This window comes from Sulfurirhabdus autotrophica (assembly GCF_004346685.1).
GTDB lineage: Bacteria > Pseudomonadota > Gammaproteobacteria > Burkholderiales > SMCO01 > Sulfurirhabdus > Sulfurirhabdus autotrophica.
Map to the genome: position 1 here is coordinate 19,603 of NZ_SMCO01000019.1, position 26,833 is coordinate 46,435.

The window sequence follows — 26,833 nt, forward strand, 5'->3', positions numbered from 1 at the left end:
GTCGGAATTCGTTACATTGTTTGAAACGGGTTTGCAGCCTCATGCGGCAGTAGTGTGCCATGAACGGTCCTTCGCTGATCTCTGGCCAGTGTCTGATAGTGCAAACTGAACTGACGTTCAATGTCAGTATCACCCGTCGAAACTTCTATAAATGAAGCTCCTTCCACAACACTAAGGAGCTCAACATGGAAACCAATCCAAAAGCAAAATATGCTCATGTTCCCTGGAACAAAGGCAAGCTAACCGGCCAGAAACCACCGCTAAAGCTCAAGGAAATTTGGACAATCCGTACCCGCCTGCAACTGTCCCAGCAAACGCGGGAGTTGGCGCTGTTTAATCTGGCCATCGACAGTAAGTTGCGTGGGTGTGACCTCGTTGCGCTACGGGTGCTGGATGTTGCACATGGTAAGCATACGGGCAATCATTATGTAACGTAAGACACTGAGACCTGTCCAATTCGAGATCACAGAACAGACACGAGATGCCCTCGCCGCCTGGGTAGCCAATCAGTGGGTTGCGTCTATCGGCTTGGACCCAACAGTCTATGGAACTCACAAAATGCGCAGAACAAAAGCCACATTGATCTACCGTCGAACCAAAAACCTGCGTGCGGTTCAGTTGCTGCTCGGGCATACCAAACTGGAGAGCACCGTTCGGTATCTTGGCATTAAGGTTGATGATGCTTTAGAAATTGCTGAACAGACCGAGGTTTAGATACTCAAGTCTGTAGGTGCCAGATGAAAATTGATGCAATTCTTAGTTATTTACCGGCATAAATGGTCAATATTTGACCGGCACCCATGCTGTCAGCTATAGAATGCAATTCAGTTGAATATATGTAAGTTCATTTGCATTCCGAAAGCACCCCTTTACATTTCCCCGTCATAAATGCATGATGGCACTAAAATAAATTTTAAGTTTAGTTTTCGGTAAGCGTCACACCTTCATAACAAAAAACCGCCTGGCAATTGGGGAGGGGCAATGGGTTTCTTTCGTGCTGTGTTTACCTGCTTATTGTTACTGCTTTTAGTTGCAACACCAAAAGATGTATTTGCATTTTCAACCAGCGAATGCAAGCAGCAAGGTGGTGCACTTTCTTGTATAGATATCCAAGTTGGTAATTGGAAATTCAGAAATATCCTTAGATCTGGCGCATATCCCTTTGCCAGCGAACAAGAAGCAGTTGATGATTTAGTTTCAGGGGCACAAGTTGCTGGTTGTAGTGCGCCGATTTACATTCCAGGAACTTGGCCAACCCCGTCAAAGCCTGATTTACCGGGCGATCCGGTTCATGCCTATTGTTATGCTTTAAATGATAGCCTTCCTTCGATGTTTCAAAACATTATTGAAAGTTTTAATATTCGATTTGATAATTTTTATGGAGTTAGCAAAGATTATTTTGGGAATTGTATTGTTCAGAGTTTTGACAGTGGTAGTTGCATTACTAAAATTAGAGCGGTTGGATGTCCAGCGGGATACGCAATGACTAACGAGCAACCCTCTCTTTGCGCACCAACTGGAGCCGCAATTGTTAATAAAAATCTAGGCCAACCCAAAGTGTGTGTTGGAAACCCCATTCACGTAAACACGGGCAATAAGTTTCAAAGTGAGGAAGATTATCAAAGCTTAGGGTACTACCCTCTGAAGCTTACAAGGTATTACAATAGCATAACTGATGACGGCTCAATAACCCATGATTACGGACGTTCTTTTGGATCAAATTGGAGGCATGGCTTTGATCGGAGAGTTGTCCTTTCGACAATTGGTTCGACGGCTGAAGTATTCAGGCCCGATGGAAAGAGATATTACTTCTCTTATAACTCCTCCACGGGTAATTGGCTACCTGATTCCGATGTTAATGAAACGCTTGTTCAATATGTTTATGCCAATCTTCCTGGTTGGAAATACACAAATTCTATCGGTGAAACCGAAATATACAACTCCTCTGGTGTTTTAGTTTCAATTACTAATCGCACAGGTTTTACACAAATCTTAACCTATAGTGATGGAATTAATGGGTTTGTGGTAAATGCTGAAGGTATCCCAACAACCAAAGTACTTCCAGCCGATCTTTTGGTTAAAGTTGATGATCAGAGCGGGCGATTGATTACCTTTAATTACGACGTAAAAAATCGCATTGTTACTATGAAAGATGCGTCAGGTGGGTTGTATCTATATAGGTATGATGAGATTTTCTCAATCGTAAAGTCTAACAATGTTATCGGTAACAATTTAACTTCTGTAACTTACCCGGATGGGCATAAACGAATTTATTGGTATAACGAGCAAGATAAAACAAAGAACACAAATATTCCGCATGCTCTGACAGGCATCACCGATGAGAACAATGTTCGTTTTTCTAATTACTCATATACATATTCATATGCCTATTCCTCTGATGCGCAACCAGGTCTTGTTACTGGTGAATCACACGGCCCGGATATGTTAAAGCCTGCTGATGTTTATGGATTGGCTTATACCATTGACTCAAATACAGGTATTCCGACCAGCACTATAGTTACCGATCCACTTGGCACATCCCGCACCTATAGTTTTCAAACGGTGCTTGGTGTATTAAAGAATACTGGCCTCACACTACCCTGCACAAGTTGTGGTAGTGCAGCTTCCAATCTGACATACGATGCCAACGGCAACATTGCCAGCCGCACCGACTTTAATAATCATAAAATCTGCTACGCCTACGACAACCGCAACCTCGAAACCGCCCGCGTCGAAGGGCTGAACAGCGTTGACGTCTGTTTAGCCCAACTTAGCGCCACCACCCTTAGCGGTGACGCCCGCAAGATCAACACCCAATGGCACAACTATTGGCGCCTGCCGATTAAAGTGGCAGAACCCAAGCGTCTCACTACCTTGGTCTACAATGGCGACACTTATCAGAATGCCACGGTTAGCTGCGCCCCGACCAATGCCTTGATCGGCACCCAACCCATTGGCGTGCTGTGCAAGGAAATCATCCAAGCCACCACCGACAGTAGCGGTACCCAAGGTATTAACGCCACGCTAGACAGCACCATTGCCGCACGCACCTGGAACTACACCTATAATGGCAGCGGCCAAGTCCTTACCGCAGATGGCCCTCGCACTGATGTTGCCGACATTACAACCTACACCTACTATACCTCCGACGACACCGCCACCCCATCCAAATATCGCCGTGGCGATCTCTGGACAATCACCAACGCCCTCAGCCAGACCACCACCATCACGTCCTACGACGGCAATGGCCGCCCGCTCACGATTGTTGACGCCAATGTGAATCCCAATGCCGTCACCACCACGTTCAGCTACTGGCCACGCGGCTGGCTCAAAAGTAAAACAGTTGGCAGCAAGACCACCAGCTACGACTACGACAATGTCGGCCAGCTTAAGCGCATCACCCTGGCTGACGGCAGTCATCTCGACTACACCTATGATGACGCCCATCGCCTCACCGACATCTTCGACACTCAGCTCAACCATATCAAATATACCCTTGACGCCATAGGCAATCGGGTCAAGGAAGAAGTGTATGACGCCAACAACAAACTCACCACCCAAAAAGGTCGTGCATTCGACACCCTCAACCACCTTCAGGACGACATAGCTTACTTCAATGACCCCAGCCCTAACTCCGGCATCAAAACACACTACACGTATTTCACCAACGGCAATCTTTTTACCGCAACCGGGCCGAAGAACAGTACTACTGATATTACCAATCGCAGCACCACCTTCCAATATGATACGCTCGACCGCCTCCAGTACGTAATCGACCCAATCAACCTGACCCCCACTACTTACGGCTTCGATGCCCTTGACCAGCTAAAAAGCGTGTCCGATACCCGGTCAGTCACCACGACCTATACCGTCAATGCCCTGGGCAACGCCACTCAGGTAGCCAGCTTGGACAGCGGCACCACCAACCGCACTTTTGACGATGCAGGGAATGTGAAAACAGAAACAGACGCAAAAAGCGTCCAGGCAACCTATTCTTACGACGCACTCAACCGTCTGGCCACCGTGAGTTACCCCACCACAGGAGAAAACATTACATATACCTGGGATACAGGAACTGGCTGCACATATGGGATAGGTCACGTCTGCCAAGCCACCAGCAGCAGCGGCACAGCAACCTTTGCCTATGATGACCAAGGCAACTTGCTCAAGAAAACCCGCGTGATATCAGGCGTGAGCCTCACCACGCAGTTTGGCTATGATGGTGCTAACCGCTTGACCAGTCTGATTAACCCTGCTGGCGAAACCGTCTTGCTAGTGCGCGATACTGCCGGGCAAATCAACAACGCATCCACCACTAAGGGCACGACCACCACGCTGGCCAAGCAAATCAGCTACGACGGCAGCGGGCAAATTACCTCCAAGTTGCTGGGCAACAGTGTGAAACAAGGCTCAGGCTTCGACCTGAGCGGCCAGCCAGCGTCCTTGGCTTCCAACCGGGTAGACGGTGACCTCAACGGCGACGGCGTGGTCAACATCATCGATGTGCTGTTCGCTGCACGAATTGCCGAGGGACTGATGACCCCGACGCCAGATCAGTTAATGCATGGCGACGTTGCGCCAGCGGGCAATCCAGACGGTAAAATCAATGCCATTGATGTGCTGCGCATCCTCAGAAAACACGAGAAGCTGGAAAATTTTTAAGGCGAACGCACAGTGAGAAACCACCCCATCCCGCAAAGATACAGCCTGGCCAAAATTCTCGCTGTTGTTCTGCTCGTCCTTGCCCAGGTGATCGCTTCTGCTGCCCACGGCGAGACTATCACCTACCAGCACGACAACAATGGCAACATCACCCAGCGCGGTGCCACCACCTATACCTATGACCCGCTCAACCGCGTTGAGACCGAATCCGGCCCAGCCAAGACACAGACATTCAAATACGATGCTAACGGCAACAGGTTAAGCGACGGTGCAGGCACCTACACCTATGCGCTCACCTCAAACCGCATGCTGACTCGGCGGGGGCTGTCTGTCACGACGGATGCGGTGGGCAACATCACGGCTGACGGCACAGGCAGGGAGTATGTCTACAACCAAGCCAGGCAGCTTGCCCAAGTAAAGCAGGGCGGTATCCTCATTGCCACGTACACTTATGACCACGCAGGACTGCGTATTACTAAGGTCACCACAGCCAGCGCGCCGCAGGGTGCGCAGACTGTCATTTACGAATATGATGAGCAGGGGCACTTGATCGCCGAGTTTTCCGGTACTGGTACGCCAATCCGTTCCTATATCTGGCTGGACAACGCGCCTTTATCACAAATCGAGTATATCCCCAGCCGCAAGATTTATTATTTCAATGTGGATCATCTCAACACCCCGCGCTCGTTGATGGACGATACGGGAAAAGTGGTATGGCGCTGGGAGTCGGATGCCTTTGGTTCCACCCAAGCCGACGAAGACCCGGATGGGGATGGCATCAAAATGACATCAAATCTGCGTTTTCCAGGGCAGTATTATGACAAGGAAACGGGATTACATTACAACTGGCACAGGTATTATGATCCGACGATGGGGCAGTATATTCAGGCTGATCCAGTGGGGCTGGCAGCCGGGACTAACTTGTATACCTATGTTAAAGACAACCCTCTAAATTACGTTGACCCCACAGGGTGGGATATAGTGCTTCCCGGCCCTGTGCCATTAATTGCCCCTCCTGTTCAGAGTACCCCTAACGGTTCCAAAACTGGCCAAATTGAATGGCCAGAAGGGTTTTCTCCTGATCCCAAAGCAAAGGGGATTCCTACAGTAAAAACACCTGCGAACTTTCCAACTAAAAATCCTGTAGACTGTGACGAACAACTGAAAAAAAATTACGAACAGTGCCGCAATACCTGTGAAAGCGTTTTAAGTGGGGCTGCTTGCAGATTGAAAGCAGAATTCAAATATTTTCTTTGTAAAAAACAAACGCCAGGTAGCGGATTAAGTGGCATGGGTGGCGGTCTAGGTGGCGATGCGGGACTCTAATAACATGATAGATAAAATCATCTCTTACAATGAGATTTTGCAATATGCAGGAAAAGTTGATACTAACAAACAAGTAAAAGTTCTTTTGTCGAAATATCAAGCATTTCTTTTTCGAAAAAAAACAAAAATGATGCAACACGTCACTAGGAAGTCACTCATTGGTAATATGTTTGATATTATAGTGTTTATAGCAACAACGCTGGCCATTTTTACAACATGCCCGAAAGTTGCATTTCTATCGGATTTTCATGGAGCTGACAAGGGGTGGCCTGAAAGAATTGTGTTTCAAGATCATAACAAAAAAGTTTTGGTTATTTTTAATCCGCCAGATCTACGAACTTAACTAGTAATCAGAATTGTTATAAAAGAAAAAAATCCCTCCCCAGTCCGGCGTGCCGGGCATTTTCACACCTATTCTTATCAAAATCCTTTAATTTATTCTGTGCAGCATGAAAATAGCCTACGCTTAGGCTAGTCGCCAGTGGTGTAATTCTATTTTGCGTTACAAAGTGCCATAATATTCCCACTCAATATAGTCGAGTTGTGCGATGGCAAGACCAGCGACGGGACATGAATTTATAGAGGCTGCGAAAGAACAGATCGCAGCGGCCAAGACAGCCGATGCATTGCGCGCTGCGCAAGCGCTACCCCTGCCGCTGGAGTTCGGACTGTCGCTGGAACAGCAGACAGCCACAGCCATTGGGCTATCCAAGAGCTGGGCGGGTAAACTGCGCAGGCGGTTTCAGCGCGCCGAGACAAGTGTTGAACAGGTCAAGACTAAAAAAGAACTGCGCAACCATGCACGGATGACCTTGGATGAGGAGGAGAAATTTCTCGCGCCGTTCATTGATCAGGCCCAAAATGCAGGCATTATTATTGTGCCGCCTCTGAAGGTTGAGCTTGAGCGGCACTTGGGTAGATCAATGACGCTCTCGACGGTTTATCGATTGCTCCACCGGCACGGATGGCGAACTCGCTCCCGACAAGCAGCACCCACGATCAGACCCAGTGGCTCAGCAGGAGTGGGGGAAAACTCCCCGAAGAAATCAAAGCGGCGCAATCCCGTTTCAAATACGTAGCACCCCTAATGCTGATGTTCCAGGACGAGGCCCGTTTTGGCCGGATCTCCGATACCCGTCACTGCTGGTGTCCCAAGCCCATGCGCCCCATGGCAAAAGCAATGGTCACCCAAGATACACCTATGCCTATGCCACCGTTTCGCCTCTCGATGGCACGCTCGATACTTTGTACTGCCTTGTGTGAACGGCTCGTGCATGGAGATATTCCTGCAAGAAGTGAGTGAGCGGCATTCGCAGAAAAATATCTTGATGGTGCTTGACGGCGCAGGGTGGCACAAAAACCAGTCAGTCCCTTTGCCAAGCAACTTACAGCTCTTGTTCTTACCGCCGTACTCGCCAGAACTCAATTCTGTTGAACATCTCTGGGATGACTTGCGTGAAAAGTCTTTCCACAATTGCGTGTTCGACAGCATTGGTGCGCTCGAAAGTCATTTAGAGCATGTACTCGCTACATTTGAAAAAGATTTGCAGCGCGCTAAATCCATCACCTATTGGCCCTGGATCGTTAACGCATTATCTAACGCAAATTAAAATAAAACAGGTGGCTGTTTTATTAGACTGAACGGACCTTCGTCGATAAGGCCATGACCGACCGAAAGGGGTCGAAAACAGGCGGATGCCTTCTGGGATTTTCTGATATCCAATCAGAGGCAATGATTCGGGAAAATCTCGTTACCCCCATATTTTGCACATAGCATTAAAATGCTACTTCTGACACTAAGTTCAGCTTTTCTGCATTTGGAAAACCTTTTACCCGATAACGTACTGGATATCCTTCAACCTCCGACAAAAATTCATCACCGATTGATATCGCATCATTCCACGTCACAATTTTGACCTTTTGTTCCTCAGCGGCGTCAGTAACTACGAATGCCACAAAATCAGTTCGCGGTAATAGCGTATCCACGTCTTTTGTCCAGGTGCAGAATGAGGAAAGCTTATTGTTTTCCTTTCCCCTAACCAGCGAGTATGTGGCAACAAAAATATCAACTCCCGTTGCCTCATGTATTTTCTCTAGGAGCTCTTTCTGAGAAACATAATCTTCTGCCGTATTGTGATACTTTAGCTCTTCAAGCTTGACCTTAACATCTTCGTTATTTGGTTGGTATTGGCTTATTTTCCCATCGCACAATTGATACATGGCTGAAGATACAAACCGACCATCCTTCTCAATACTTTCAAATGCGTAGTCAACCATCCTCAATTGACCCGCTATATTCGACGAGGATGTCAATAAAATACATCCTCGTGAGGGAATCATAATAATCGGATCATTCTTCACGTTAGACCGATAGATGACATCTGAAAGCAGCACTCTTGATGTGTCGTATGAATCATTCCATTGGCCAACTAATACACCGTTATCCAAATCACCAAAATTATCAACTGTTCGGTCACGAAGGTTAGATAACGCTATTTCTATGGCATCTTCTAATGAAATTCCCCAGTTCTGCAGTTCTGTATGGCCAATTGAAGTCATAGTGTGTTCCGTGTCATAGGCAAGCATAACAACGGCGTCATCACTAAAGGTCATAGAGGCATCAAAATTGGAAGTATTGCTCTCTTGATTATTCAGTCTATTCAGTAAGCGAACGTACTCCATCTGCCCCATTCCCTTTATGGTGGGCATAATGTTCTTTTTTGCTTCTTCGAAGTTCGTCGGAAGGGTTGGGGAATTCAAACCGGACGTATATTTTATTAAAACAGTCTCCCGTTCAATCTTGGGAACTTTGCAATAATCTCTGTAGGCATTTCCAAGATTAAAGATTTGGTTTGTTCCATTATCCACAAGGAGGCGAAACTCCGCCGCTTCATATGTCATTGATTTACTGAAACCCTGTTTTTTGGCGTGTGCAATAAAGATTGCAGCAAACTTTTCTTGCGAAGGTTTTTTGCTAAAGAAGTCGAGTATTCCCATTATTGTCCCAGTGATAATAGTATTGTGGCTCTCAGAAGCACATTAATAATATACGAACCCATCGGTCAGGACTATTTAAAAAGAGGAAGCATATTGTTAATTATTAACAATATTATTTTAAAGTAATATTGTTGTATATTGTATCCGCATACTTATCAACACTGCATATCAATAACGCCAGTGTGTAGTTGGTAGACGCTTTTTTCGCATATGCGAATATCTTGTATTGAATGTTTCGTGTTTATAAATTGTTTAATTCGTTATAATGAATCATGTGTTTCATTGATTAAACCTTATGAAAATCAAACAAGCTAAAGAGTATTACTCACTTGGAATTCTTACCGGCTTTGATGCTGTGCGCGATCCGCTTAAACCAGGTAACTGGATGCTGGTTGTGATTGGTGAAGAAGGGCGTAGCTGGACATTGGCTACGGCCACGGGCGAGGTTAAAAGCTTTGCTAAGTTGGATACATTGGTTGGTGAAGTGGAAAGCATTGCTGGTCATATTGGTAGCTTGCATATATCTATCTGATTTTGAGTTGTGATAAACGTTAATTCTCTTTTGTGTCGCTTTGTTTTAGGTCATAAGTGGCGTTATCACAATACTTCTCCTGAAGCCGGGAAAGTCTTTGTTTGTAAGCGTTGCGGCATGATGATTGGTCAGAAAACCGGTTTTATGGGGAAAATCTGAATTGAAAGTTATCACTCTATCAATCATGGTAGGCATATTTGTAACGCTTGTGCTGTTTGGTATCTCATACGTTGCCACTTCGTTTGGCTTCACCCAATTAGCACATGTGTTTTACTGGCAAGGCTGGGGATTACATTTTTTTAGTACCTTGCCATAACATCGGAACAATACAAAAACCATTTTGCGAAGGCACCCCGTGGGATGTTGTCGAATTTTTTGCAGGCGTTCCGCTCGGTTTTGTTCTTTACTCTACGGCAACTTATTTCACCTTCTTCAAGGCGTGTAGGTCCGTTGATTAATTGTTAGGAGGCTCCGAATGCATGAACCCCATTTTTTTATCGCACTTACACTTGCAGGGGTTGGAATGGCGATAATGGCGCAAGCTAAAACTCTTGCTGCTGAAACCGTCTTGGAGTGCCCCACTGTAATGGAACACACGGTAGACAAGACAAAATACGCAGGTTGGTTGATATATAGCAACATGCCAGTTCGACTCACTGGAGCAGATATTCAATATATTGTAGACCAGCAATACGAAGCAACGCTTGAACCAGATCTGGTCAACCGTTGGAATGACGACAACCTTTCAACAGCACAAGTCTTTCAACTTACGAAGCACAAAGACGCTAAAGACTTGTCGTTAGTGTGCCACTACGGAGTTCACGCGCAGCTATCAAGGCCAATTCCAATGAAAATCCGCGAATGCACCATTGTTCACCACGGACGTTTCAAGGAAACGGAAGTTGAGGGCGAGTTCAAGGTGTTCTGCAAATGACGACTTCTAACCCTTTCATCGAGTGAAAAGTCAAAGGGCTGCACCCGTCACTTGCCCTCTCTTGTCGAACGTTGCGCAATTTAAATCCACCTAAAACCCACTTTATTGATACCCCACCGGGCGCAAGCCACGCGCCAGCATAACCCCGCTGTCACGCAGCTTGCGTGTTTTACCGCTGAGGTGTGATGAATACTGTGCGCCCGGCGCACACATCATGCCAGGTTAAAACATTCTGTCATGCCGTGTGCTGTTATCCGTTCGCACCTAAAGAACCGACGCACTTCATAAGCTAATACACCCCGTTTAAATCCCCCCACAAGCCCCCGATCCCCTGCGAGGGGGACTTGTGGGGGGATAACAACAAACGGGCTGAAATGCACGTTATTTTCATGCTTATTACCCCACCCACTTCCAACCTTCGCCCGTGAGGGCAAAGGCTTTCCCCACTTTCCGTTCGCCCCAGGGCGAAGACGAGGAAGGTTCAAGCAGAAGGATTTTTTTTAAACAACTGCGAGGGCTACAAAATGAAAACAGATATTTACCAGCAAGTAACAGATGCGATTATTGCCAATATTGAAGCAGGTCAACTGGATAAAGGGATTAACTGGGCAAAGGAAACCGCAACAGGTATGCCGATTAATTATAAAACCAAGGCGAGTTATAACGGTATCAATGTGCTTTTGCTTTGGAATGCTGCGCGTGAAGCAGGATTTAGCAATAACCAATGGTTAACCTTTAAACAAGCCGCAGAGCTGGGCGGCAGTGTTAAAAAAGGGGAGAAAGGGCAACTTTGCGTATTCTTTAAAATGCTGGATATTAAGGACAAGATCAGCGACGAGAAAAAGGCTGTTCCAATGGCTTCCCCTTTCTGGTTGTTTAATCTTGATCAAATTGAAGGTATAGAAACAGGGATAGAAGTTGCACTCCGCAGCGATTTTCAGCAGATCGAGAGCGCAGAACATATATTAAAAGCTTCTCAGGCCATCATTAGGGAAGAAGGGCAACGAGCCTTTTACCACACGGCCACCGATGAAATTTATCTTCCAGAACGTACCCGATTTTCTGATGTAAAAGAATTTTACAGTGTTGCACTGCATGAATTAACCCATTGGACAGGCGCTAAAACCCGTTTAGATCGTGATTTCGCGGGCCGATTTGGTTCAGAAGCTTACGCTTTTGAAGAACTGATTGCAGAGCTTGGCAGCGCTTTTCTCAATGCAGAACTAGGGTTTACTGCAACAATGATTCCCAATCATGCTCAATATATTAACAATTGGCTGACAGTCTTGAAAAATGACAAGCGCGCTATTTTTACGGCTGCAAGTCAGGCAGGAAAAGCCCACAGTTTTATTATGAATCTGGTTGCCGTAGCGGAGGCAAAACAAAAAGCCGCTTGAAATAAACAACAATAATCCCACTTTATGCGCCAATGGCGCATAAAGGGAATTGTTCTGATGCTGGCTAATATTAATTTCAGGAAGCAGTGTCGAGGAAAAGCAAAGTTGTGAAAATTGACTATGTTTAATAAGATTAATTCGTAAAAAATATGATTAACCGTACCAATAGTAGGTTTTATAGCGGGTGAATTGACGCTTGCACACGTTAGCGAAATAACTAATGCTGAGTTAATGAAAACCAAGGAGCTCATATGAATATGACTATTCAACAAGTTGAAGCGGCATTAAATCGCTGTAGTGCCATGCACCCACCCATTAATCACCAGATACAGAAAGAACCGCGATTGCTTTGTGATGTATGGGGGCAGATGATTTACGAACAGGCAAAGACTATTGATCTGGATGAACTGGATTTGATTCACAGGGAAGTATTAATGGAATGGAGTGCCTTTTAAAATAAGTCATTCCCCGTTGTGGTTTGGCTTAAATATTGGAGACTACATGAAAACAGTTGTTATATCGAATCAGAAAGGCGGTGTGGGAAAAACCGCGATTTCCGTTCACCAGGCCCACTATTTAGAAGAGCAGGGTAAATCTGTTCTATTGTTAGATCTTGATCCACAAGCTAACGCCAGTAAAACTTTAGCCGCTTACAAATCAGGTGTATTGGCAAGCGCACTTTTCGACGGAACCTTGACAGCAATAGAAAACAAAGGGGGTATTACGGTTGTAGAGGCAGACAATGCTTTGATGAATATAGAACGCGCTGAACCGAAGCTGATCATTCCGGCATTTAAAAAAACACTGGATGCAGTGAGCGCGGATTTTGATTATTGTGTCATAGATACGCCACCGCAATTTGGCATGCGATTGAGCTGCGCTTTGATTGCAGCTGATTATGTTTTGAGTCCCATTGAACTGGATGAATATGCGATTGATGGCATCGTAAAAATGCTTCAAACCATTTTCGGTATTAAACAAAAATACAATCCTGAACTGACTTTCTTGGGCATCTTGCCCAACAGATTGAATGCCCATTCGGTTGCGCAAAAAGCGGCGCTTGAAGGATTGTTGGCGCAATATGCTCAATATATGATTCCTGCCAAGATAGGCAATCGATCCAGTATTCCCGAAGCATTGAGAGCGGGTGTTCCTGTGTGGAAACTTAAGAAAAGTTCAGCAAAAGAAGCGGGTATCGAAATGCTCAAAGCTTTCAAAATTATTCAAGAGAGGATGGGAATATGAAGAATCCCGTAAGAGGCATTGATTTGTCGGGTTTAGATGACTTTGATGTAAATTCGTTGATGACGTCAGGAAAACCCGAACACAAAGAATCATTGGGTAAACCCCTGGAAATAGTACTTGACGCAATTATTGAAGATCCTGCACAACCACGAACAGAGAATAATCCTGGTTTTTCAGAAGAGAGCTTGAAAGAATTGGCGGCAAGTATCGCGCAGAGCAAAGGGGTTAAGGTGCCCATTTCTGTTAGACCAGTTAATGCTGAGGGTCAGTATGTCATCAATCATGGGGCCCGACGATTTCGTGCTTCAAAGCTTGCCAATATGCCAACCATTAAGGCTTTTATCGATGATACACACGATGATTATGATCAAGCCATTGAAAATATTCAGCGCGAAAACTTTACACCAATGGAAATTGCACTGTTTATAGCCAAGCGTGAGAGGCTTAACGATAGTCGTGTTGTGATAGCAGGTCGCCTGGGTAAATCAAAAGGATTTGTAACGCAGCACGCCGCCTTGTTAACATTGCCTGATGTAATGCGTTCAATTTACGATAAGGGGGCATGTCGTGATGTACTGGCACTTTACGAGTTAAATAATTTACACAAAAAAATGCCGGAAACTGTTTTGGATTTTCTGGAGAATAATACTGACATTTCTAGAGTTGCAGTTGAAGCATTAAAAAAAGCAATTAAAGAAACGAACTTATCAAATAACGAACAAAAACTCCCTGAAGTTGTAAAGTCAGCCAATACTGAAAAGCCGTCAATTAGTAAAACCGATAAAGCTGATAAATTGACAATAATGGTCATGTGGAAAAATCAACTTTATGTTTTACGTAATGATATTAAGCCAACGATGAATAGTTTGGGGTGGATTGAAAAACCGGGTGCAGGTAAGAAAATTGAAGTATCCCTTTCGGATTTGCAAATTGATTCTATTATTGAATGAAATGTCCAATGGAACAATCCTATTTGGCAGTACGCACTGCAATGTGTGAAAAGCCAGGGGCTCCCGACTGGTTACGTGATGTGTTAATTTCGATGGAAAAACGTGACCCGATTGATGCCTTAAAGATGCTGAAACATTAGCCTTATTGTCATTGTTGCGAGCCGTTTGGGTGTTTAGTACATCAATATCACTTCGAGTAGGCTGATGAAAAACCATCTTAGACTAGTTTCAAGCAATGATGAAACTTTGAATGAACCAAAAACTAAATCGTTCGGTTTGATTTTTAAAAGTCTTATTTTGGTTGTCTTCAGTGTTATTCCAATTATTCGTTACACCCTCTTTTTGATTCTGGTGTTTTTAAGGATTCCCGTTAACTTCATTAGCCATTTGGTTGTTGGGCCCTTAATCTTTGGGGCTATTGCCTGGGGTTTTATTGCTGGGTGGACTAGCACAGCTGCTGTAGCATTAGGCGGTGCCGCATTCATTTGTTTTGCCATTGGCTTTGCTTTTGATTCTATCGTTCTGCTTTTAGCTCCTGAAGGCTATTTTCTAGAAATGTAATCATTTTCAGTATTCAGTTTTAGCCGAATATGCCGATTATTAAAACATGTTTCCAGCCCCTAAAATTAATCACTTAAATACACGTGACCGCTGGTTGTTGTATTTTGTCCTTACATCCCTGCCGGGGTTGAATATATTTATTTGGTTTGGATTCACCGCTGCTGTTGTTTTTGAATTACTTATGTGGATACCGCAACAAAGATTGTTTGATGTACTCGAACTGTCAAAAACCCTCCCGTTTTATACAAAATAACAAGGTTTTCTTCGATTGAGCGTAGGCTTTAGCCGAAGCTATAGACCAGACCACATACCTGATTTATTGCCCACTTGTTTCAACTCACATTATGTTTTGCAATTTCATTTACCCCTTACAGACGAATTTTGTTTTTGAATTGTGGTGGGGTTAAAAAATGGACAAATAGTTTAACGGTTAAACAAATTGGAGGTGTATAATTCTATGGCAGGATAGCGTTACCGCGCGAATGTATCGTAAATAGTTTAACTGTTAAACTTTATCTATGAAAACTGCGTTTCTAAAAACACCGGTAGAGCCAGAATTGTTAGCGGGCTTTATGGCATTTTCAGCCAGTAACGACCTTAGCCCCTCGGTCGCTCTGCGTCGTGTAATCTTTCATGTTCTGACGCAAGCCGGCTACACAATCAACGATTACGATCCCACAAAAGAACGGTCAAATGACTACGCACAATGGGCACGCAGACGCCGTGAAAAAATTGATTCATATGGCGCGCAGCCCATCCTGATTGCGCGTGTAACACCCGGCATGAAAGACGTATTCGACACCTACGCGAAGGCAAACGCTGAAACGACGCCTGTCAGGCTGAAAAATCTCGTGCAAAAAGTGGTGCAATCAGCAAACTTGAATACGGCTGAAATGGTGCCAGTTAAAATTCCAGAACCGCGTACTGAAAGGGTAACAACAGGGTTTTCAAAATCGGAAATGAAGGAAATGCGTTTGCACGCTGAAAACTTCGGCAGTGTGCGTGAGTGGTTGGTTGCGTTAGCCAGGTCACGCATTTTGCCCGAGGTTCCCCAATTTTCGACCAAAGAAATCCAGGTGCTTTATGCGTCCAACCGCGAACTGTGGGCCATTGGACGCAATCTCAATCAGATTGCCCATGCAATCAATTTGGACATTAAACAAACGGGGCGTTTGGAAAGTAGTGTATCCCGTTTAAAAGAGTTGGATGAACTCAAGGCGGCGATTGATATTCACACTTCACATGTTATGAAGGTTTGTAATGCTTCACTTGACCGATGGAAAAGTTGATGAGCAAACTAAATATTCTTTCAGTACCAGGATTAGGCATCGCGTTAGACGGTCCTGTGCGTCCGAAAAAGCGTAAAACGCCCAATATTAAAGATTATTCAAAGGCAGGCGGATCAAAAAAAACTTCTCACACGGCAAAATTAATCAGGGTCTTAAACAAAGCCCCTGAAGTCATGGTAAAGGTCAGCGGAAGTGGAAAAGGTCAGGGGCATGTCCTGGCTCATATGACTTACATTACCCGGAACGGCAAGATTGAAGCTGAAAATGAGCGGGGCGAAACCATTGCAGGACTGGATGAAGTTCAAGAGTTATTTGAACAATGGGGCTTTGATGCAAATAACAGCGAAAGAAACCGTGCCAAGAGTGTGCACATTGTTTTATCCATGCCTAACGGAACAGACCCCAATGCGGTGCTGTGGGCAGCGCGTAAGTTTGCGCAGGAGGCATTTTCACAAAACCATCAATACTTAATGGCGTTACATACCGATACCGATCACCCGCATGTTCACCTGGCTGTTAAAACACAGGGTTTTGACATGACTTATTTAAAACGCTCTAAGGCTGATTTACAAGAATGGCGTGAAATGTTTGCTGGTAAATTGCGTGAACAAGGTATTCAAGCAGAAGCTACGCCTCGCCGGGCACGAGGTGTTGCAGTGAAGGGAAAAAGTCAATCAATGCACCATTTGACGTTTGATAAAGACAAACACGGGAATCCACGCTCGAAGGGGTCAACCGTATTAAAGGAAAAGGTAGAGGGATTGATTCGCGAAATTGATGGACAAACTGTATCTAAAGATCGTCCATGGGAAAAAGCGATGGCAGACAAACAGATGGAAGTGCGCGAAGCTTACATTAACATTGAAAAGAATTTAAGGGCTTCTGCAGATAACGAATCGCATAAAGTGGCGGACAAACTGGCACTATTTTTAAAGCAAATGCCGCCAATTGAAACTGAACGTATGAAGTTGCAACGTCAACTTGCCCAGGTTATGTCAGTGCAACAAGAGGTAGCAAGCGTTGGAAAACAAGATCCGACTAAATCCCGATAATATTGGATTCTGGGTTTAACTGTGGGTGAACGTTTTGTGAGACAGAACTCTTCTGCAAATAAATTTCAACGTCGGTTAATGGCAATGACGATTGAGTACTCCCGACCCACACTTGCTTGATGATGTTTTCATGGGCGATGGCGGCTTATAGATCATAAAGCTGCCGGTTGGTGGGATCTGATATCGGCCTGCTAATCGGCCAAAGGAGCCCCCCCGCAGTTTACAAATATCCGCTTCGAGGAACCATGGCAAAACGGGCGCTATGTGCAAATTTTGAACTTTTGCTGTTATCTAGACAAGGTTTGAATATGTTGGAATAGGAGACGTTAAACGTTAAGTTCAAGGACGGACAAAAAACGCAGAATTTTGGACATCCATCTCGATCGCAATAATAGGTTCGGCGGCCCAAATGCTTGTTGCGCCAAGCACAGCACCCAGAAGCCCAAGACCAACACTGATAAGACCGAGCCAAGCTGCTACACGAACTATAGTTTGTGGATGATGGGCGCAGGCCATGAAGCGTCCCCACCAGTTATTGCTAGGCTTCACTATAAGTGAGACATCTTCTTGAGTAGAAAGTCCACCAAGTGCGGCCCGATACCAACTTCCAATCACAATTGCAGATTGCGGTCTATTGATTGAGATACGGGGCGATAAGTTATATGCGGAGAGGAAGTTTTTGTCGATTTGCAGAGCTTCGCAGTAGACAATCTTTCCGTTTGCGGGGTTGATGATTTTGACGATAGAACGAGGTGAAAGGCTTGAATCCATCAACCAAACCCATCCTTGCTGTGAATCTTCGCGCAATGTCGCAAATAGCTTCATCTTTTCTTCGGCCTCTTATTCGCAAAATCACAAACTGCCTTAATCAAATTATCGGCATTTGTTCCCGGCACAGCTGGTTCCATTTTAATTTCGGAGTCCTTAATATTTGTGCTTGGCGACGTCGGGGCGCCGCGAGAATTGAAATTATTGATACTTACAAATCCGTGAGTTTGTTTCCCGCAATCAAGTTGATGAAGGTTGATACTATAAGAATAATCAACATACTCGTTTGCTAGGCCTTTCATTCTTGCATAATCCAAGGCTTCATCAACCAGAATGGATCGTTCCCAAACACGGATGACCGATGGCGACACGCGCGTTACTCGTGAGGAATCAAACGTCGAATTAGAATTTGCTACAGGACGCCAGTCTTCAGCGTACACGGATTGCTGGCCAATGCCAATCAGCAACATGCTTAGGGCGAAAATTCGAACAACTATTTGCATATATTGAGAACCTAATAGTTAAACAAGTGAATCATAGAGGAGGACTTTTATTAATATAGGGACAGCATATGTAATTCTAAAATTTTGATTGTAAACATAATATTAAATTTTCCCGTCGGTCTGTTCATTACGTTATTAAAAATTTGATTGGTGACTGATATATTATGCTCCTGTTCTTGGCAAGTCCACTATTGGCGTGACGCTAAATTGTAGTGCAGGAGACTGGGCGTGGCCGAGAAGTGCAGGTCAGATACCTGATGGCCAGATTTTGCTGCCGATCTGATATTTGATGGCAGGTGATGACTAGTTGGTTTGGGTTGATAGCACCAATCCAGTTACCCCGAAAGCAGGCATTTCTATATTTGGATTCCGACTTGCCTGCGACCGGCTACTTTGGCCGAATTTCTGTCCGTCACATGCTCGGCCTTTGTGGTCGCTGGCAACTTATGTACTATGGAAGCAGTGCAACAGGTTTGAACGTCGGCTTAACGAAATGCTGAACTAGCTCAGTCAAAAGCATTCGTTGAAAGAACGGTAGTTTGTAATCAACTCCATACCTTTCTCACCTTCAGCGGCAATATTTAAGGACGTAATATGAAAAATCTCAAGATTAGCCTTAAAAACTGCTATGGAATCCAATCTTTGGAGCACGAGTTCGGCTTTGAGGTTTCCACGCAAAAAGCCAATAGAGCCTTCGCTATCTACGCACCTAATGGGTTGATGAAGACTTCCTTTTCACGGGTTTTTGAAACTCTCGCCAAAGGCGATACCCCAAGAGAAGAACGTTACAATCGCCCCTCAACATATGTGGTCGAATCGGACGGCAACGCCGTCTCAAAAGATGCAATCTATGTCCTTAAGTCGGAACTTGACATCAGCGCAGACAGCCCTGCCATCACTAATATACTTGTCGACCCCGAGAACAAGGCAAGATACGACAAACTTCTTGTTAATCTAGACAATCTGAAAAACAAGCTCATCGGATCTCTTCAGAAACTATCGAAAGTCAAAAAGGCAGAGGTTGAGAAGTCCATTTTGACGGACTGGGATGAGGAGAATTTCCCCAGTTGCATTGAAAAAATCAAGGGGAGCTCGACTGAGGATGACTTGAGCCCATATGAATATGTAACTATTTTCGATCCTAAAGCCATCGAAGTTCTAAAAAGCCAGGAATTCATTGCCAAAGCAAGTGAGTTCAACGAACGCTACCAGGAACTCTTCAATCAAGCCGGAACGATTTACCAAAAGGGGATATTCAACCCCACGAAGGCAGAAACATCATTTGGAACATTGGATAAACAAGGATTCTTTGCCGGGGGGCATCGTGTCCACCTGAGGGGCGAACCAGACTCTATCGACAAGGCTGAACTGGATCGCAAACTTCAAACGATCCACGCAAACATCGATGGCGACGAGGCTCTAAAAAAACTTAGATCTAGTCTTGCCAAAAACGCACAGACACAGGCATTGACAGAGCTTATTGAAAACCTGTCGCCAACCCAGGTTGAATTTCTTTTGGAGAAACTCAAACCCGAAAATCAGTCTCAATTTCGCAAGGATCTTTGGACTAGTTACATCCAAAGCAACACGGATGCAACAGCTTATTTAGAATCGTTTACGGATAACAAAAAAGAAATTGAGAGTATTGAAGCAGCTGCTGCGCTGGCTGCGCCCAGATGGACCAAAGCTGTAGAGCTTTTCAATGACCGTTTTGTGGATATGCCATTTACGCTCTCGGTAGCCAACCAGACACAGGCGACACTTGGCAAAGAGCAGGCCAAACTCAAGTTTACTTTTACAGACGGTACCGACACCGTCGAATGCTTGCGCGACGAGGTAAAAACAACTCTCAGCCAAGGCGAAAAACGCGCACTTTATCTCCTCAACTTTATTTTCGAGGTGGAGGCCAGAAGACTGGCTAACCAAGAGACACTTTTTATCATTGATGATGTTGCCGATTCATTTGACTATAAGAACAAGCATGCTATCGTCCAATATTTAGAGGACCTAAGCGACACAAATTATTTCCACCAGATCATTCTGACCCACAACTTTGATTTCTTCCGGACGCTTGCCAACAACTTTGTTCCTCGCGACAGATGTCTCATGGCCAACCGAAACAGTTCCTCCATAACGCTTACTAAAGCCGAAGGGGTTAAAAACTACTTCATCGGCATATGGAAAAAAAAGGTGACCACCAATGACCGCATTCTTTGTGCCACCATACCGTTCGCTCGGAATTTGGTTGAATACACAAGGGAAGAAACTGATCCTGATTACTTGAAGCTCACCAGTCTGCTGCATTGGAAGGATGACACAGACAAAATAACTGTTGGGAACTACCTCGATATATACAATCGTCTTTTTGGTACACGCTACGACGCTACTAACACTCAACCGGTTAAGGATTTACTCTTCACCAAGGCACAAGAAATCTGTGCTAGCACCACTCATGACGGTTTGAATCTTGAAGACAAGGTTCTTCTGTCCATTGCGATACGAATGCAATCTGAGATTTTCATAACTAACGAGCTCCGCAAACTCAAGGGCGATGCAAACTACTGGTGCCAATCCGAGAGTCAGTTTGGTAATCTTATAAAAGAATTCTCAACTTTAGATCCATCATCACCTGCATTGCGCAGCTTGGAAAAGGTCAGCATCACAGTAAGTTCTAACATCCACCTAAACTCGTTTATGTATGAGCCGATTCTTGACCTGACAATTGATCATCTCATCAACCTTTACAATGAAGTCTGCGATCTAAATACGTAACCTGCTGCAGTAATAGCTTGATCCTCAAGCTACCAGATTTATCCAAATCGGCGAACCATTTCAGGCTCGCACAAATAACTGTATAGGGTCAAAAAGGCATGCTGGGTAGCGCGCCCACATGGCGGTCATCGACAAATCATCAAGAGCTCCCCGCCAACGGCAGCTTCGGCCGAAAATGTGACTATCGGCGCGCACACCCTGAACTTCCGATTGGGGTCGATCAGAGATCGATCATGGTGAACATTATTCTAAACCAACATGCCTTCACATGCTTAGGCCACTCTTATCATCAGTGCTTCGCCTCACCTATCCCACTACACACATTTCCCAACAACCCGACAAATATTTCCATGCCATCAGCCAGCATTTTGGCTTGTTCATCGTTAGGCACGCCCGCGCCCAACGTAGCCAGCGTTTCCTCCAACGGTATTTCTCCGAATTTGCCTTGGTAGTGTGCTAAATTCAACGCAAGGAGTTGCGCGCATTCTGCGAGTTGGTCTTTAGTAGCTTGTTCTATGAGTTGGATTGCCAGCTTGTTGTACTGGTCGAATAGGGAAAGGTCAGCCATAGTTATTATCTATTATGAAATAGAATCACTTTAACCCAGCCTCTGGTATTACTGCCACATTTTTTATGTTTTACCAAAACCAATTAGAAAGCCCACTGGCTGTGGATTTGTGGACAATGCGCCAGAGGAGCAACGCGCTTCAGCGCTTTGACCACAATCCCACAACCACAAACCCGCTGCTTGCCGTGGACAATACGCCTGCGGCGCTTTTACCACCGCGCACCGGCCTAACCAGTGATATTTATTTCAATGCAGAAAAACTAACAGCCCTTGAAAACTTTGGGCTGTTGCGGATCGGCAAACGCTATAAAAGTGTCAGTTGCTGCCAAACGAATGACTAAGCATAGCTCCACGGCCAATTGCGAGGCGTTTTGCGACAAGCTTATTCCACTGTGTTTTTACACGACCTGGGTTGGTTATCCGATTGGTGAAGTGTACCGGTGGCACCCGTCAAGCTACATTCACCTTCGGTGACCGTTTGTGAGTCTTCATAACCGGTTTCTTCTGCCGCACCCCGTTGCCGGGCTTGGTAGGGTGAGTAGTGGGTGCGGCAGTGTGGCGCCGAACGCTTTTCTCAGGCACCACCGCTCGATTTATAGATGTAAGAGAAATCTCAAGTTCGTTGAGCTCATCCCACTGAGACTCGGTTCGCAGACTTTCTTTAATGGCTTGAAGTTCTTTCAGTCGCAGAGGTGGGGAAATGAGTTCTGGTTCATTCATGGCAATATTAATTTCATTCCTGAGTTGGCTCAATTAAATCTGACGAGTCATGTTGTGGGCTATTGACCTTGCGGCTAACAGGGTAGGCTTCCATTAATCGGTCGGGATAAGGCTGGGCCATTGCTTGGATTTTGGTGACATCAGTGAGGTTCGTGTCGATCCAGGCGATGTAATCTTTTGGCCGGATAATGACCGGCATACGGGTATGAATTTTGGCCATTAATGAATTGGCTTCTGTGGTAAGAATGGTGAAAGTTTTTACCTCTCCCTCAGGGCCTTGCCAGTGTTCCAGCAGACCTCCCATCCCCATCGGTTCACCATCCCGCAGCCTGATCAAGTAAGGTTGTTTTCCGTTCTTTGGCACCCATTCATAAAACGCATCCGCGGGAACCAGCACGCGACTATTGCGGTAGGCATGACGGAACATCGGTTTGATGGCAGCTGTCTCTGCTTTCGCATTAATCGGATGCTGAATTTCTTCAGAGTCTTTGACCCAGGAGGGAATCAGTCCCCAACGGGCCAGCGTAAATACCCGATTGCCGGTCTCGTCGAGACGAACCACCGGCGCCGCCTGAGTCGGCGCGATATTGTAGCGCGGCTTAAAGTCCAGTTCGCCTGTTGTGGCGAAATGTTCCTTGAGCTTGGCGGGTGATCCATAAAGGGTGTAGCGTCCACACATGCTTGTATCTTAGCTGATGGTCACTATGCTGTCGAAACGTTTGTTGGCATTACCCAAATGCCAGTTAAACTCTCTGAAGCTATCGTAAAAATTTGTTGTGCCGTTATTGAAACAACTGTAAAAATAACGTTTTCTATTGTTTAAAGCAGCGTATGTCTGAAGAAACCCTACAAGATGCTGATTACCCATCCTTGGCAAAACGGCTTGAAGAACATCCAGATTACAGAGTGCTGAGACGACTTCCGATCAGAGATGCATATGCTCTACCAGATGGAAAGGTGCTCAAAAAAGGGTTGGTGCTTGATACAGAATGCACAGGGCTGAGTCATGACAAGGATGAGGTGATTGAACTCGCCATGGTCGTGTTTGAATATGATCCTGATACTGGCAAGGTTTACCGTATTGTTGAAGCATTCGGTGCACTAGAAGAACCCAGCTTCCTCATTCCACCAGAATCAACAGCAATACACGGTATTACGGATGAAATGGTGAGTGGTCATAAAATCGATGATGCAGAAGTAGCGCGGATCGTATCGGATGTCGCAATTATCATTGCGCACAATGCGGGATATGATCGGCCCATGGTAGAGAAACGGTTCCCGTTTTTCTGCGATCTGCCATGGCTTTGCTCGCTTAAAGAAATCGATTGGGCAGGGGAAGGGTTTGCATCAGGCAAGCTTGAATTTCTGGCGCAGCAGAGCGGTTTTTTTTATGATGCGCATCGTGCCGAAATGGACTGTCGTGCTGTACTTGAGCTGCTGCAGAAAACAGCAAAAGACGGCGACCCCTTTCTTAAACGCCTCCTGATGCGAATGGATGCAACCGATATTCGGTTTTGGGCGCTGAATGCGCCATTCGATCAAAAGGATCTGCTTAAAGAACGCGGTTACCGATGGCATGCCGAAAATCCCAAAGCGTGGCACATCACCGTGTCTAAGGAAACTGCGCGGGAAGAATCCAATTGGTTGTATGAACGGGTCTATAACAGTAAGCCAGCCACTATTCGAATCGATGTACTGAATTCGTTAACACGGTACACAGACCGTGTTGCCAAAACTCAAAGCTACCAGATCAAACCTGAAAGTAGCTAATGGTACTAAATCAACGACAAACCTCCCAAGACAACTGATTCCTATCGAGTCGGGTTAGGCCCATCGATGCTGAGGTCACAAACTAATCAATGTCATGAATTCTGACAACTGAACTATTTTTTGATTAAAAACAGAATGGCTAAATGTGCTGGGTAATAAATATAAAACACATACCGAATGCGCGGCACATTTAATTTGAAATGGGGTGCCATGAAAATGAAGGGTAGGGCGGCAAATGCCCAAAAATTACCATTAATAAAAAATAAGGACGCAGTGGCCACTAATCCCATTAACAACGCGGACCAATTAGGGGTTTTGCAATACCACCATGCAGCCAAACAAAACGTCAGCGCATTCCACCAGAATTCAACAAACATGCCGCCGAAAAATGAAAGCAGGGCGGCAGCAACCAAATGAGCTATGCCGCCTTTTTCTATTAGATAGATTGTGCCGGTTGCAACCAACAGGGTAAACATGATGTTGAGCGGCCACCATCCCGATACCAGGCCGCCTAATCCTGCGATGAAAGGGGTTGCAATGGTTCCAAAAATAGCCAGCCGCTTCATTGCGTGCAAATGCGTTCCTCGTAGCATTGCACCAGGGCGCGCTAGATTATAGGCTAATACAAAACCAAATATAGGCATGCAAATTCGCCCAGCCTCAAAAACACCTGGGAGTTTTGCATCAAATAAATGTTTATTGATATGATCTAGCGTCATTAAAACCAGCCCCATCCATTTCAATGCTTCAAGGGTGCCACTAGACACTGCCAGACGAGGCAAAACTGACCTGGCTGGCAGGGTGGTGACTCCTTGAATGGGTGGGCGAGCGGTAGTCATACGCTGCGTCCACGACCTTTGCTTTGCATGGGTGCTTGTATCTGCTCCCGGCCTACAATTTCGGCTTGCCATTCATTGCGATGAGAATCAACCGTTTTGGTGCCAATTATCTGGTTATTTGCATCCCGAATGTTCGCTTCAACCACAACCCCTTTTGATTCAGCCACTTTAAGCCTGAGTTTGTCACCAGGCTTGGCATCTGCTTTTATCATGGCGTTTTTCAACCCCACACCCCATAAAATTCGTTCTTTGCCCGAATTGTCTTTGAGTTTGACAAAATAACTATTTTTTTCGTCTTTATCAAAATTGTAATTGGCCTGCCCGTGCTCGATCAGCGTACCTTCGGGCACGCGTAATTGCACTTTTCCAACAGTCTGGTTAGTTTCTATTTTTTGTGTAACTGCTTGTTTCACTGAATTAACAAATGAGGATTTGCTTGCATCGTCGTGAATTTTTTCTTTTGCAAATGCTTTCGCAGCGGCAATAGTCGCATAGGCATTCACTAGCGTTGGGTCCTGGCGCACTCCCTCAGACGGCGAAAGGCGTTCAAAAGCATTGGACCTGACTTCGATAGAATTTTCTTCGCGAATAAACGTGCTTCGGCGTTCCAGCTCTGCTTTGTCAAGTTCGGATGGCTTAAATCCATCTACATGAATACCCCGGACAGAGGCTTCAAGCCAAACTTCACGCTTGAAGGCGTCTGTTCCCCTCACACGCAATTCGTCCCAGCCTCGCGCATCAGCAATTTTTACCAAATCTTCCGCAACTTGCGGGCTACTGGAAGAGGTTTGCAGTTTGTCACCGCGATCAATAAAAGCAACGGTCTTTGCCGAGTCAAGATTGTGATACTTATCACCGACATGTAAATATTTTTTATTGATCTCTGGAGGAACAAACTTATATCGGGTGTTGGGTGCGGCAAACACATCCTCTCGTTCAATACTGTCGCCTGGTTTTACTTCCGGTGTTTTGTGGTTATTTACAGCCGCAACTGGCTCATTATCCGTTTCTATCTGCTTTGATATTTTTGCGGCTTTTTCGGCACGAAGGCGTTTCTGGCGCTCAACCCATGCATGTATTTCCGTGTTGGTTTTTTTAACTTCATCCCGAATACGGCCTTTCTCGTTTTCGCGCTCGATGATGTTAAGCGCATCATCAGGCGATTTTTGCACAACCTGGGTACCTAGCGATTGCTTTACAACATCACGTTCATTTGCGTCAAGATGACGCACTGTTACAAGTTTGTTCAGGGTGTCTCGATCTCTTTCAGAAAGGTTTTTTTTCTGCGCAAAATCTTCCACTGATTCAGGGCTATCAAAACGCTCAATAACACGACCAGTGCGACGAATAACCACATCGCGGGTTTTGCTGTCTATATCCGCGACAGACTTGCCTTTGCCTAAACTCTCCAGGGGTACACCTTGGGCATTTCTAATGGGCTCAGCCTTATCCGGGGAATCTTGGGTAACGTTCGTTGATTTAATCAGATCGATGCTGCTGACGTTTTCAGTATTAGCCATTTGGAAACCCCTCTGTTTGTTGAACCCATTAAAATATAGGCAGGCCGGTAATTCGTGTGCCTTTTTTGACAGCCATTACTTGAAATACGCCTTGATTTACTTCAATTGCGAAGCGTGATGATTCACCAGTGCAGTATTGCTGTTTACTATTTGGTTGCATGTCATCAATTTGCATGACGTACCCGCGATGATTAATAAATGCGATAGAAAGAGGTATTAAAGTGTTCTTCATCCAAAAACAATGTTGTGTTGCTTGCGGTAATACGAAAAGCATTCCACTGTTTTTTGCTAATGCCTGTCGATGCATTAACCCTTTGTGAATGTCAGTACCATCGCGTGCAACGTCCAACTGCAAAAAATTATTGCCCATGCGTAATGTCATGCGCTCCATGGGTTTGGATGCGTTCTGGCTGATTGCAACCCCCCAC

General features: G+C 45.3%; 31 protein-coding genes. 21 read left to right on the forward strand and 10 right to left on the reverse strand.

Annotation, left to right across the window (positions count from 1 at the left end):
* Positions 1 to 185: 185 nt before the first annotated feature.
* The 8 genes from EDC63_RS18860 (at position 186) to EDC63_RS14875 (ending at position 7,598) form a co-directional block, all read left to right on the forward strand.
* Positions 186 to 437 (forward strand): site-specific integrase, encoded by a 252-nt coding sequence (locus EDC63_RS18860; RefSeq protein ID WP_223248143.1) that lies wholly within the window; start codon positions 186 to 188, stop codon positions 435 to 437.
* A 121-nt stretch (positions 438 to 558) separates the two neighbouring features.
* Entirely contained in the window at positions 559 to 714 is a 156-nt protein-coding gene (locus EDC63_RS18990; RefSeq protein WP_262982217.1) for a site-specific integrase, read from the forward strand.
* Between the two features lie 267 nt (positions 715 to 981).
* Positions 982 to 4,662 (forward strand): DUF6531 domain-containing protein, encoded by a 3,681-nt coding sequence (locus EDC63_RS14855; RefSeq protein ID WP_124944898.1) that lies wholly within the window; start codon positions 982 to 984, stop codon positions 4,660 to 4,662.
* A gap of 12 nt (positions 4,663 to 4,674) precedes the next feature.
* Positions 4,675 to 5,988 (forward strand): RHS repeat domain-containing protein, encoded by a 1,314-nt coding sequence (locus tag EDC63_RS14860; protein ID WP_124944899.1) that lies wholly within the window; start codon positions 4,675 to 4,677, stop codon positions 5,986 to 5,988.
* Positions 5,989 to 5,992: 4 nt separating this feature from the next.
* On the forward strand, positions 5,993 to 6,331 hold the full coding sequence (locus tag EDC63_RS14865) for a hypothetical protein (protein WP_124944900.1): 339 nt from the start codon (positions 5,993 to 5,995) through the stop codon (positions 6,329 to 6,331).
* 205 nt (positions 6,332 to 6,536) lie between these two features.
* A complete protein-coding gene (locus tag EDC63_RS14870; protein WP_223248144.1) occupies positions 6,537 to 7,067 on the forward strand; it encodes a winged helix-turn-helix domain-containing protein in 531 nt (176 codons plus the stop codon).
* 14 nt (positions 7,068 to 7,081) lie between these two features.
* Complete coding sequence (locus EDC63_RS18585; RefSeq protein WP_165923007.1) at positions 7,082 to 7,291, forward strand: hypothetical protein; 210 nt, start codon at positions 7,082 to 7,084, stop codon at positions 7,289 to 7,291.
* Complete coding sequence (locus EDC63_RS14875) at positions 7,263 to 7,598, forward strand: transposase (protein WP_124944901.1); 336 nt, start codon at positions 7,263 to 7,265, stop codon at positions 7,596 to 7,598. The genes EDC63_RS18585 and EDC63_RS14875 overlap by 29 nt, the downstream gene beginning before the upstream one ends.
* Positions 7,599 to 7,764: 166 nt before the next feature.
* Here EDC63_RS14875 and EDC63_RS14880 read toward each other — a convergent pair whose 3' ends face one another.
* Positions 7,765 to 8,985 (reverse strand): hypothetical protein, encoded by a 1,221-nt coding sequence (locus EDC63_RS14880; protein ID WP_124944902.1) that lies wholly within the window; start codon positions 8,983 to 8,985, stop codon positions 7,765 to 7,767.
* 295 nt (positions 8,986 to 9,280) lie between these two features.
* Here EDC63_RS14880 and EDC63_RS14885 point away from each other — a divergent pair, with 295 nt between their 5' ends.
* Both EDC63_RS14885 and EDC63_RS14890 read left to right on the forward strand, forming a co-directional pair.
* Entirely contained in the window at positions 9,281 to 9,517 is a 237-nt protein-coding gene (locus EDC63_RS14885; protein ID WP_124944903.1) for a hypothetical protein, read from the forward strand.
* A gap of 475 nt (positions 9,518 to 9,992) precedes the next feature.
* On the forward strand, positions 9,993 to 10,451 hold the full coding sequence (locus tag EDC63_RS14890; RefSeq protein WP_124944904.1) for an STY0301 family protein: 459 nt from the start codon (positions 9,993 to 9,995) through the stop codon (positions 10,449 to 10,451).
* Between the two features lie 212 nt (positions 10,452 to 10,663).
* Here EDC63_RS14890 and EDC63_RS18590 read toward each other — a convergent pair whose 3' ends face one another.
* Positions 10,664 to 10,936 carry a hypothetical protein gene (locus EDC63_RS18590; protein ID WP_165923010.1) on the reverse strand — a complete coding sequence of 91 codons (273 nt, stop codon included), beginning with the start codon at positions 10,934 to 10,936 and terminating at the stop codon, positions 10,664 to 10,666.
* Positions 10,937 to 10,975: 39 nt separating this feature from the next.
* Between EDC63_RS18590 and EDC63_RS14895 the strand changes: the two genes are divergently transcribed.
* The 8 genes from EDC63_RS14895 to EDC63_RS14925 all read left to right on the forward strand — a co-directional run bounded on the left by EDC63_RS14895 (position 10,976) and on the right by EDC63_RS14925 (position 16,945).
* On the forward strand, positions 10,976 to 11,848 hold the full coding sequence (locus EDC63_RS14895; RefSeq protein WP_124944905.1) for an ArdC family protein: 873 nt from the start codon (positions 10,976 to 10,978) through the stop codon (positions 11,846 to 11,848).
* A gap of 251 nt (positions 11,849 to 12,099) precedes the next feature.
* Positions 12,100 to 12,303 (forward strand): DUF3717 domain-containing protein, encoded by a 204-nt coding sequence (locus EDC63_RS14900; protein ID WP_124944906.1) that lies wholly within the window; start codon positions 12,100 to 12,102, stop codon positions 12,301 to 12,303.
* Between the two features lie 46 nt (positions 12,304 to 12,349).
* The gene (locus tag EDC63_RS14905) at positions 12,350 to 13,093 is read left to right on the forward strand and encodes a ParA family protein (protein ID WP_124944907.1); all 744 of its coding nucleotides are present in this window, start codon (positions 12,350 to 12,352) and stop codon (positions 13,091 to 13,093) included.
* A complete protein-coding gene (locus tag EDC63_RS14910; protein WP_124944908.1) occupies positions 13,090 to 14,043 on the forward strand; it encodes a ParB/RepB/Spo0J family partition protein in 954 nt (317 codons plus the stop codon). The genes EDC63_RS14905 and EDC63_RS14910 overlap by 4 nt, the downstream gene beginning before the upstream one ends.
* A gap of 8 nt (positions 14,044 to 14,051) precedes the next feature.
* On the forward strand, positions 14,052 to 14,183 hold the full coding sequence (locus EDC63_RS18995) for a hypothetical protein (RefSeq protein WP_262982218.1): 132 nt from the start codon (positions 14,052 to 14,054) through the stop codon (positions 14,181 to 14,183).
* Between the two features lie 64 nt (positions 14,184 to 14,247).
* Positions 14,248 to 14,604 carry a hypothetical protein gene (locus tag EDC63_RS14915; protein ID WP_124944909.1) on the forward strand — a complete coding sequence of 119 codons (357 nt, stop codon included), beginning with the start codon at positions 14,248 to 14,250 and terminating at the stop codon, positions 14,602 to 14,604.
* A 518-nt stretch (positions 14,605 to 15,122) separates the two neighbouring features.
* The gene (gene mobC, locus EDC63_RS14920) at positions 15,123 to 15,893 is read left to right on the forward strand and encodes a plasmid mobilization relaxosome protein MobC (RefSeq protein ID WP_124944910.1); all 771 of its coding nucleotides are present in this window, start codon (positions 15,123 to 15,125) and stop codon (positions 15,891 to 15,893) included.
* Entirely contained in the window at positions 15,893 to 16,945 is a 1,053-nt protein-coding gene (locus EDC63_RS14925; protein WP_165923011.1) for a relaxase/mobilization nuclease domain-containing protein, read from the forward strand. The genes mobC and EDC63_RS14925 overlap by 1 nt, the downstream gene beginning before the upstream one ends.
* Before the next feature lie 339 nt (positions 16,946 to 17,284).
* Here EDC63_RS14925 and EDC63_RS14930 read toward each other — a convergent pair whose 3' ends face one another.
* Together EDC63_RS14930 and EDC63_RS14935 are read right to left on the reverse strand one after the other, a co-directional pair.
* Complete coding sequence (locus tag EDC63_RS14930; protein WP_124944912.1) at positions 17,285 to 17,770, reverse strand: hypothetical protein; 486 nt, start codon at positions 17,768 to 17,770, stop codon at positions 17,285 to 17,287.
* The gene (locus tag EDC63_RS14935) at positions 17,767 to 18,216 is read right to left on the reverse strand and encodes a surface-adhesin E family protein (protein WP_124944913.1); all 450 of its coding nucleotides are present in this window, start codon (positions 18,214 to 18,216) and stop codon (positions 17,767 to 17,769) included. Before EDC63_RS14935 ends, EDC63_RS14930 begins: the two co-directional genes overlap by 4 nt.
* A 594-nt stretch (positions 18,217 to 18,810) precedes the next feature.
* On the opposite strand from EDC63_RS14935, the gene EDC63_RS14940 reads away from it, so the two are divergent.
* Positions 18,811 to 20,988, forward strand: coding sequence for an AAA family ATPase (locus EDC63_RS14940; protein WP_124944914.1), 2,178 nt, complete (start codon positions 18,811 to 18,813; stop codon positions 20,986 to 20,988).
* A 289-nt stretch (positions 20,989 to 21,277) separates the two neighbouring features.
* Here EDC63_RS14940 and EDC63_RS14945 read toward each other — a convergent pair whose 3' ends face one another.
* Positions 21,278 to 21,556 (reverse strand): hypothetical protein, encoded by a 279-nt coding sequence (locus EDC63_RS14945; RefSeq protein ID WP_124944915.1) that lies wholly within the window; start codon positions 21,554 to 21,556, stop codon positions 21,278 to 21,280.
* Positions 21,557 to 21,621: 65 nt separating this feature from the next.
* Here EDC63_RS14945 and EDC63_RS14950 point away from each other — a divergent pair, with 65 nt between their 5' ends.
* Entirely contained in the window at positions 21,622 to 21,897 is a 276-nt protein-coding gene (locus EDC63_RS14950) for a hypothetical protein (RefSeq protein ID WP_124944916.1), read from the forward strand.
* Positions 21,898 to 22,006: 109 nt separating this feature from the next.
* Here the strand turns inward: EDC63_RS14950 and EDC63_RS14955 are convergent, their stop codons facing one another.
* Complete coding sequence (locus EDC63_RS14955; RefSeq protein WP_124944917.1) at positions 22,007 to 22,276, reverse strand: hypothetical protein; 270 nt, start codon at positions 22,274 to 22,276, stop codon at positions 22,007 to 22,009.
* Positions 22,277 to 22,289: 13 nt separating this feature from the next.
* Entirely contained in the window at positions 22,290 to 22,955 is a 666-nt protein-coding gene (locus tag EDC63_RS14960) for an SOS response-associated peptidase (protein WP_124944918.1), read from the reverse strand.
* Positions 22,956 to 23,107: 152 nt separating this feature from the next.
* On the opposite strand from EDC63_RS14960, the gene EDC63_RS14965 reads away from it, so the two are divergent.
* Positions 23,108 to 24,046 carry a 3'-5' exonuclease gene (locus tag EDC63_RS14965; protein WP_124944919.1) on the forward strand — a complete coding sequence of 313 codons (939 nt, stop codon included), beginning with the start codon at positions 23,108 to 23,110 and terminating at the stop codon, positions 24,044 to 24,046.
* Between the two features lie 113 nt (positions 24,047 to 24,159).
* Here EDC63_RS14965 and EDC63_RS14970 read toward each other — a convergent pair whose 3' ends face one another.
* The 3 genes from EDC63_RS14970 to EDC63_RS14980 are packed head-to-tail and all read right to left on the reverse strand — an operon-like array spanning position 24,160 to position 26,787.
* Positions 24,160 to 24,885, reverse strand: coding sequence for a TraX family protein (locus EDC63_RS14970; protein WP_124944920.1), 726 nt, complete (start codon positions 24,883 to 24,885; stop codon positions 24,160 to 24,162).
* Positions 24,882 to 26,405, reverse strand: a complete 1,524-nt coding sequence (locus tag EDC63_RS14975) for an LPD7 domain-containing protein (RefSeq protein ID WP_124944921.1) — start codon at positions 26,403 to 26,405, stop codon at positions 24,882 to 24,884. Before EDC63_RS14975 ends, EDC63_RS14970 begins: the two co-directional genes overlap by 4 nt.
* A gap of 28 nt (positions 26,406 to 26,433) precedes the next feature.
* Positions 26,434 to 26,787: a DUF192 domain-containing protein gene (locus tag EDC63_RS14980; protein ID WP_165923012.1), complete on the reverse strand. Its 354-nt coding sequence runs from the start codon at positions 26,785 to 26,787 to the stop codon at positions 26,434 to 26,436.
* Positions 26,788 to 26,833 lie beyond the last annotated feature (46 nt).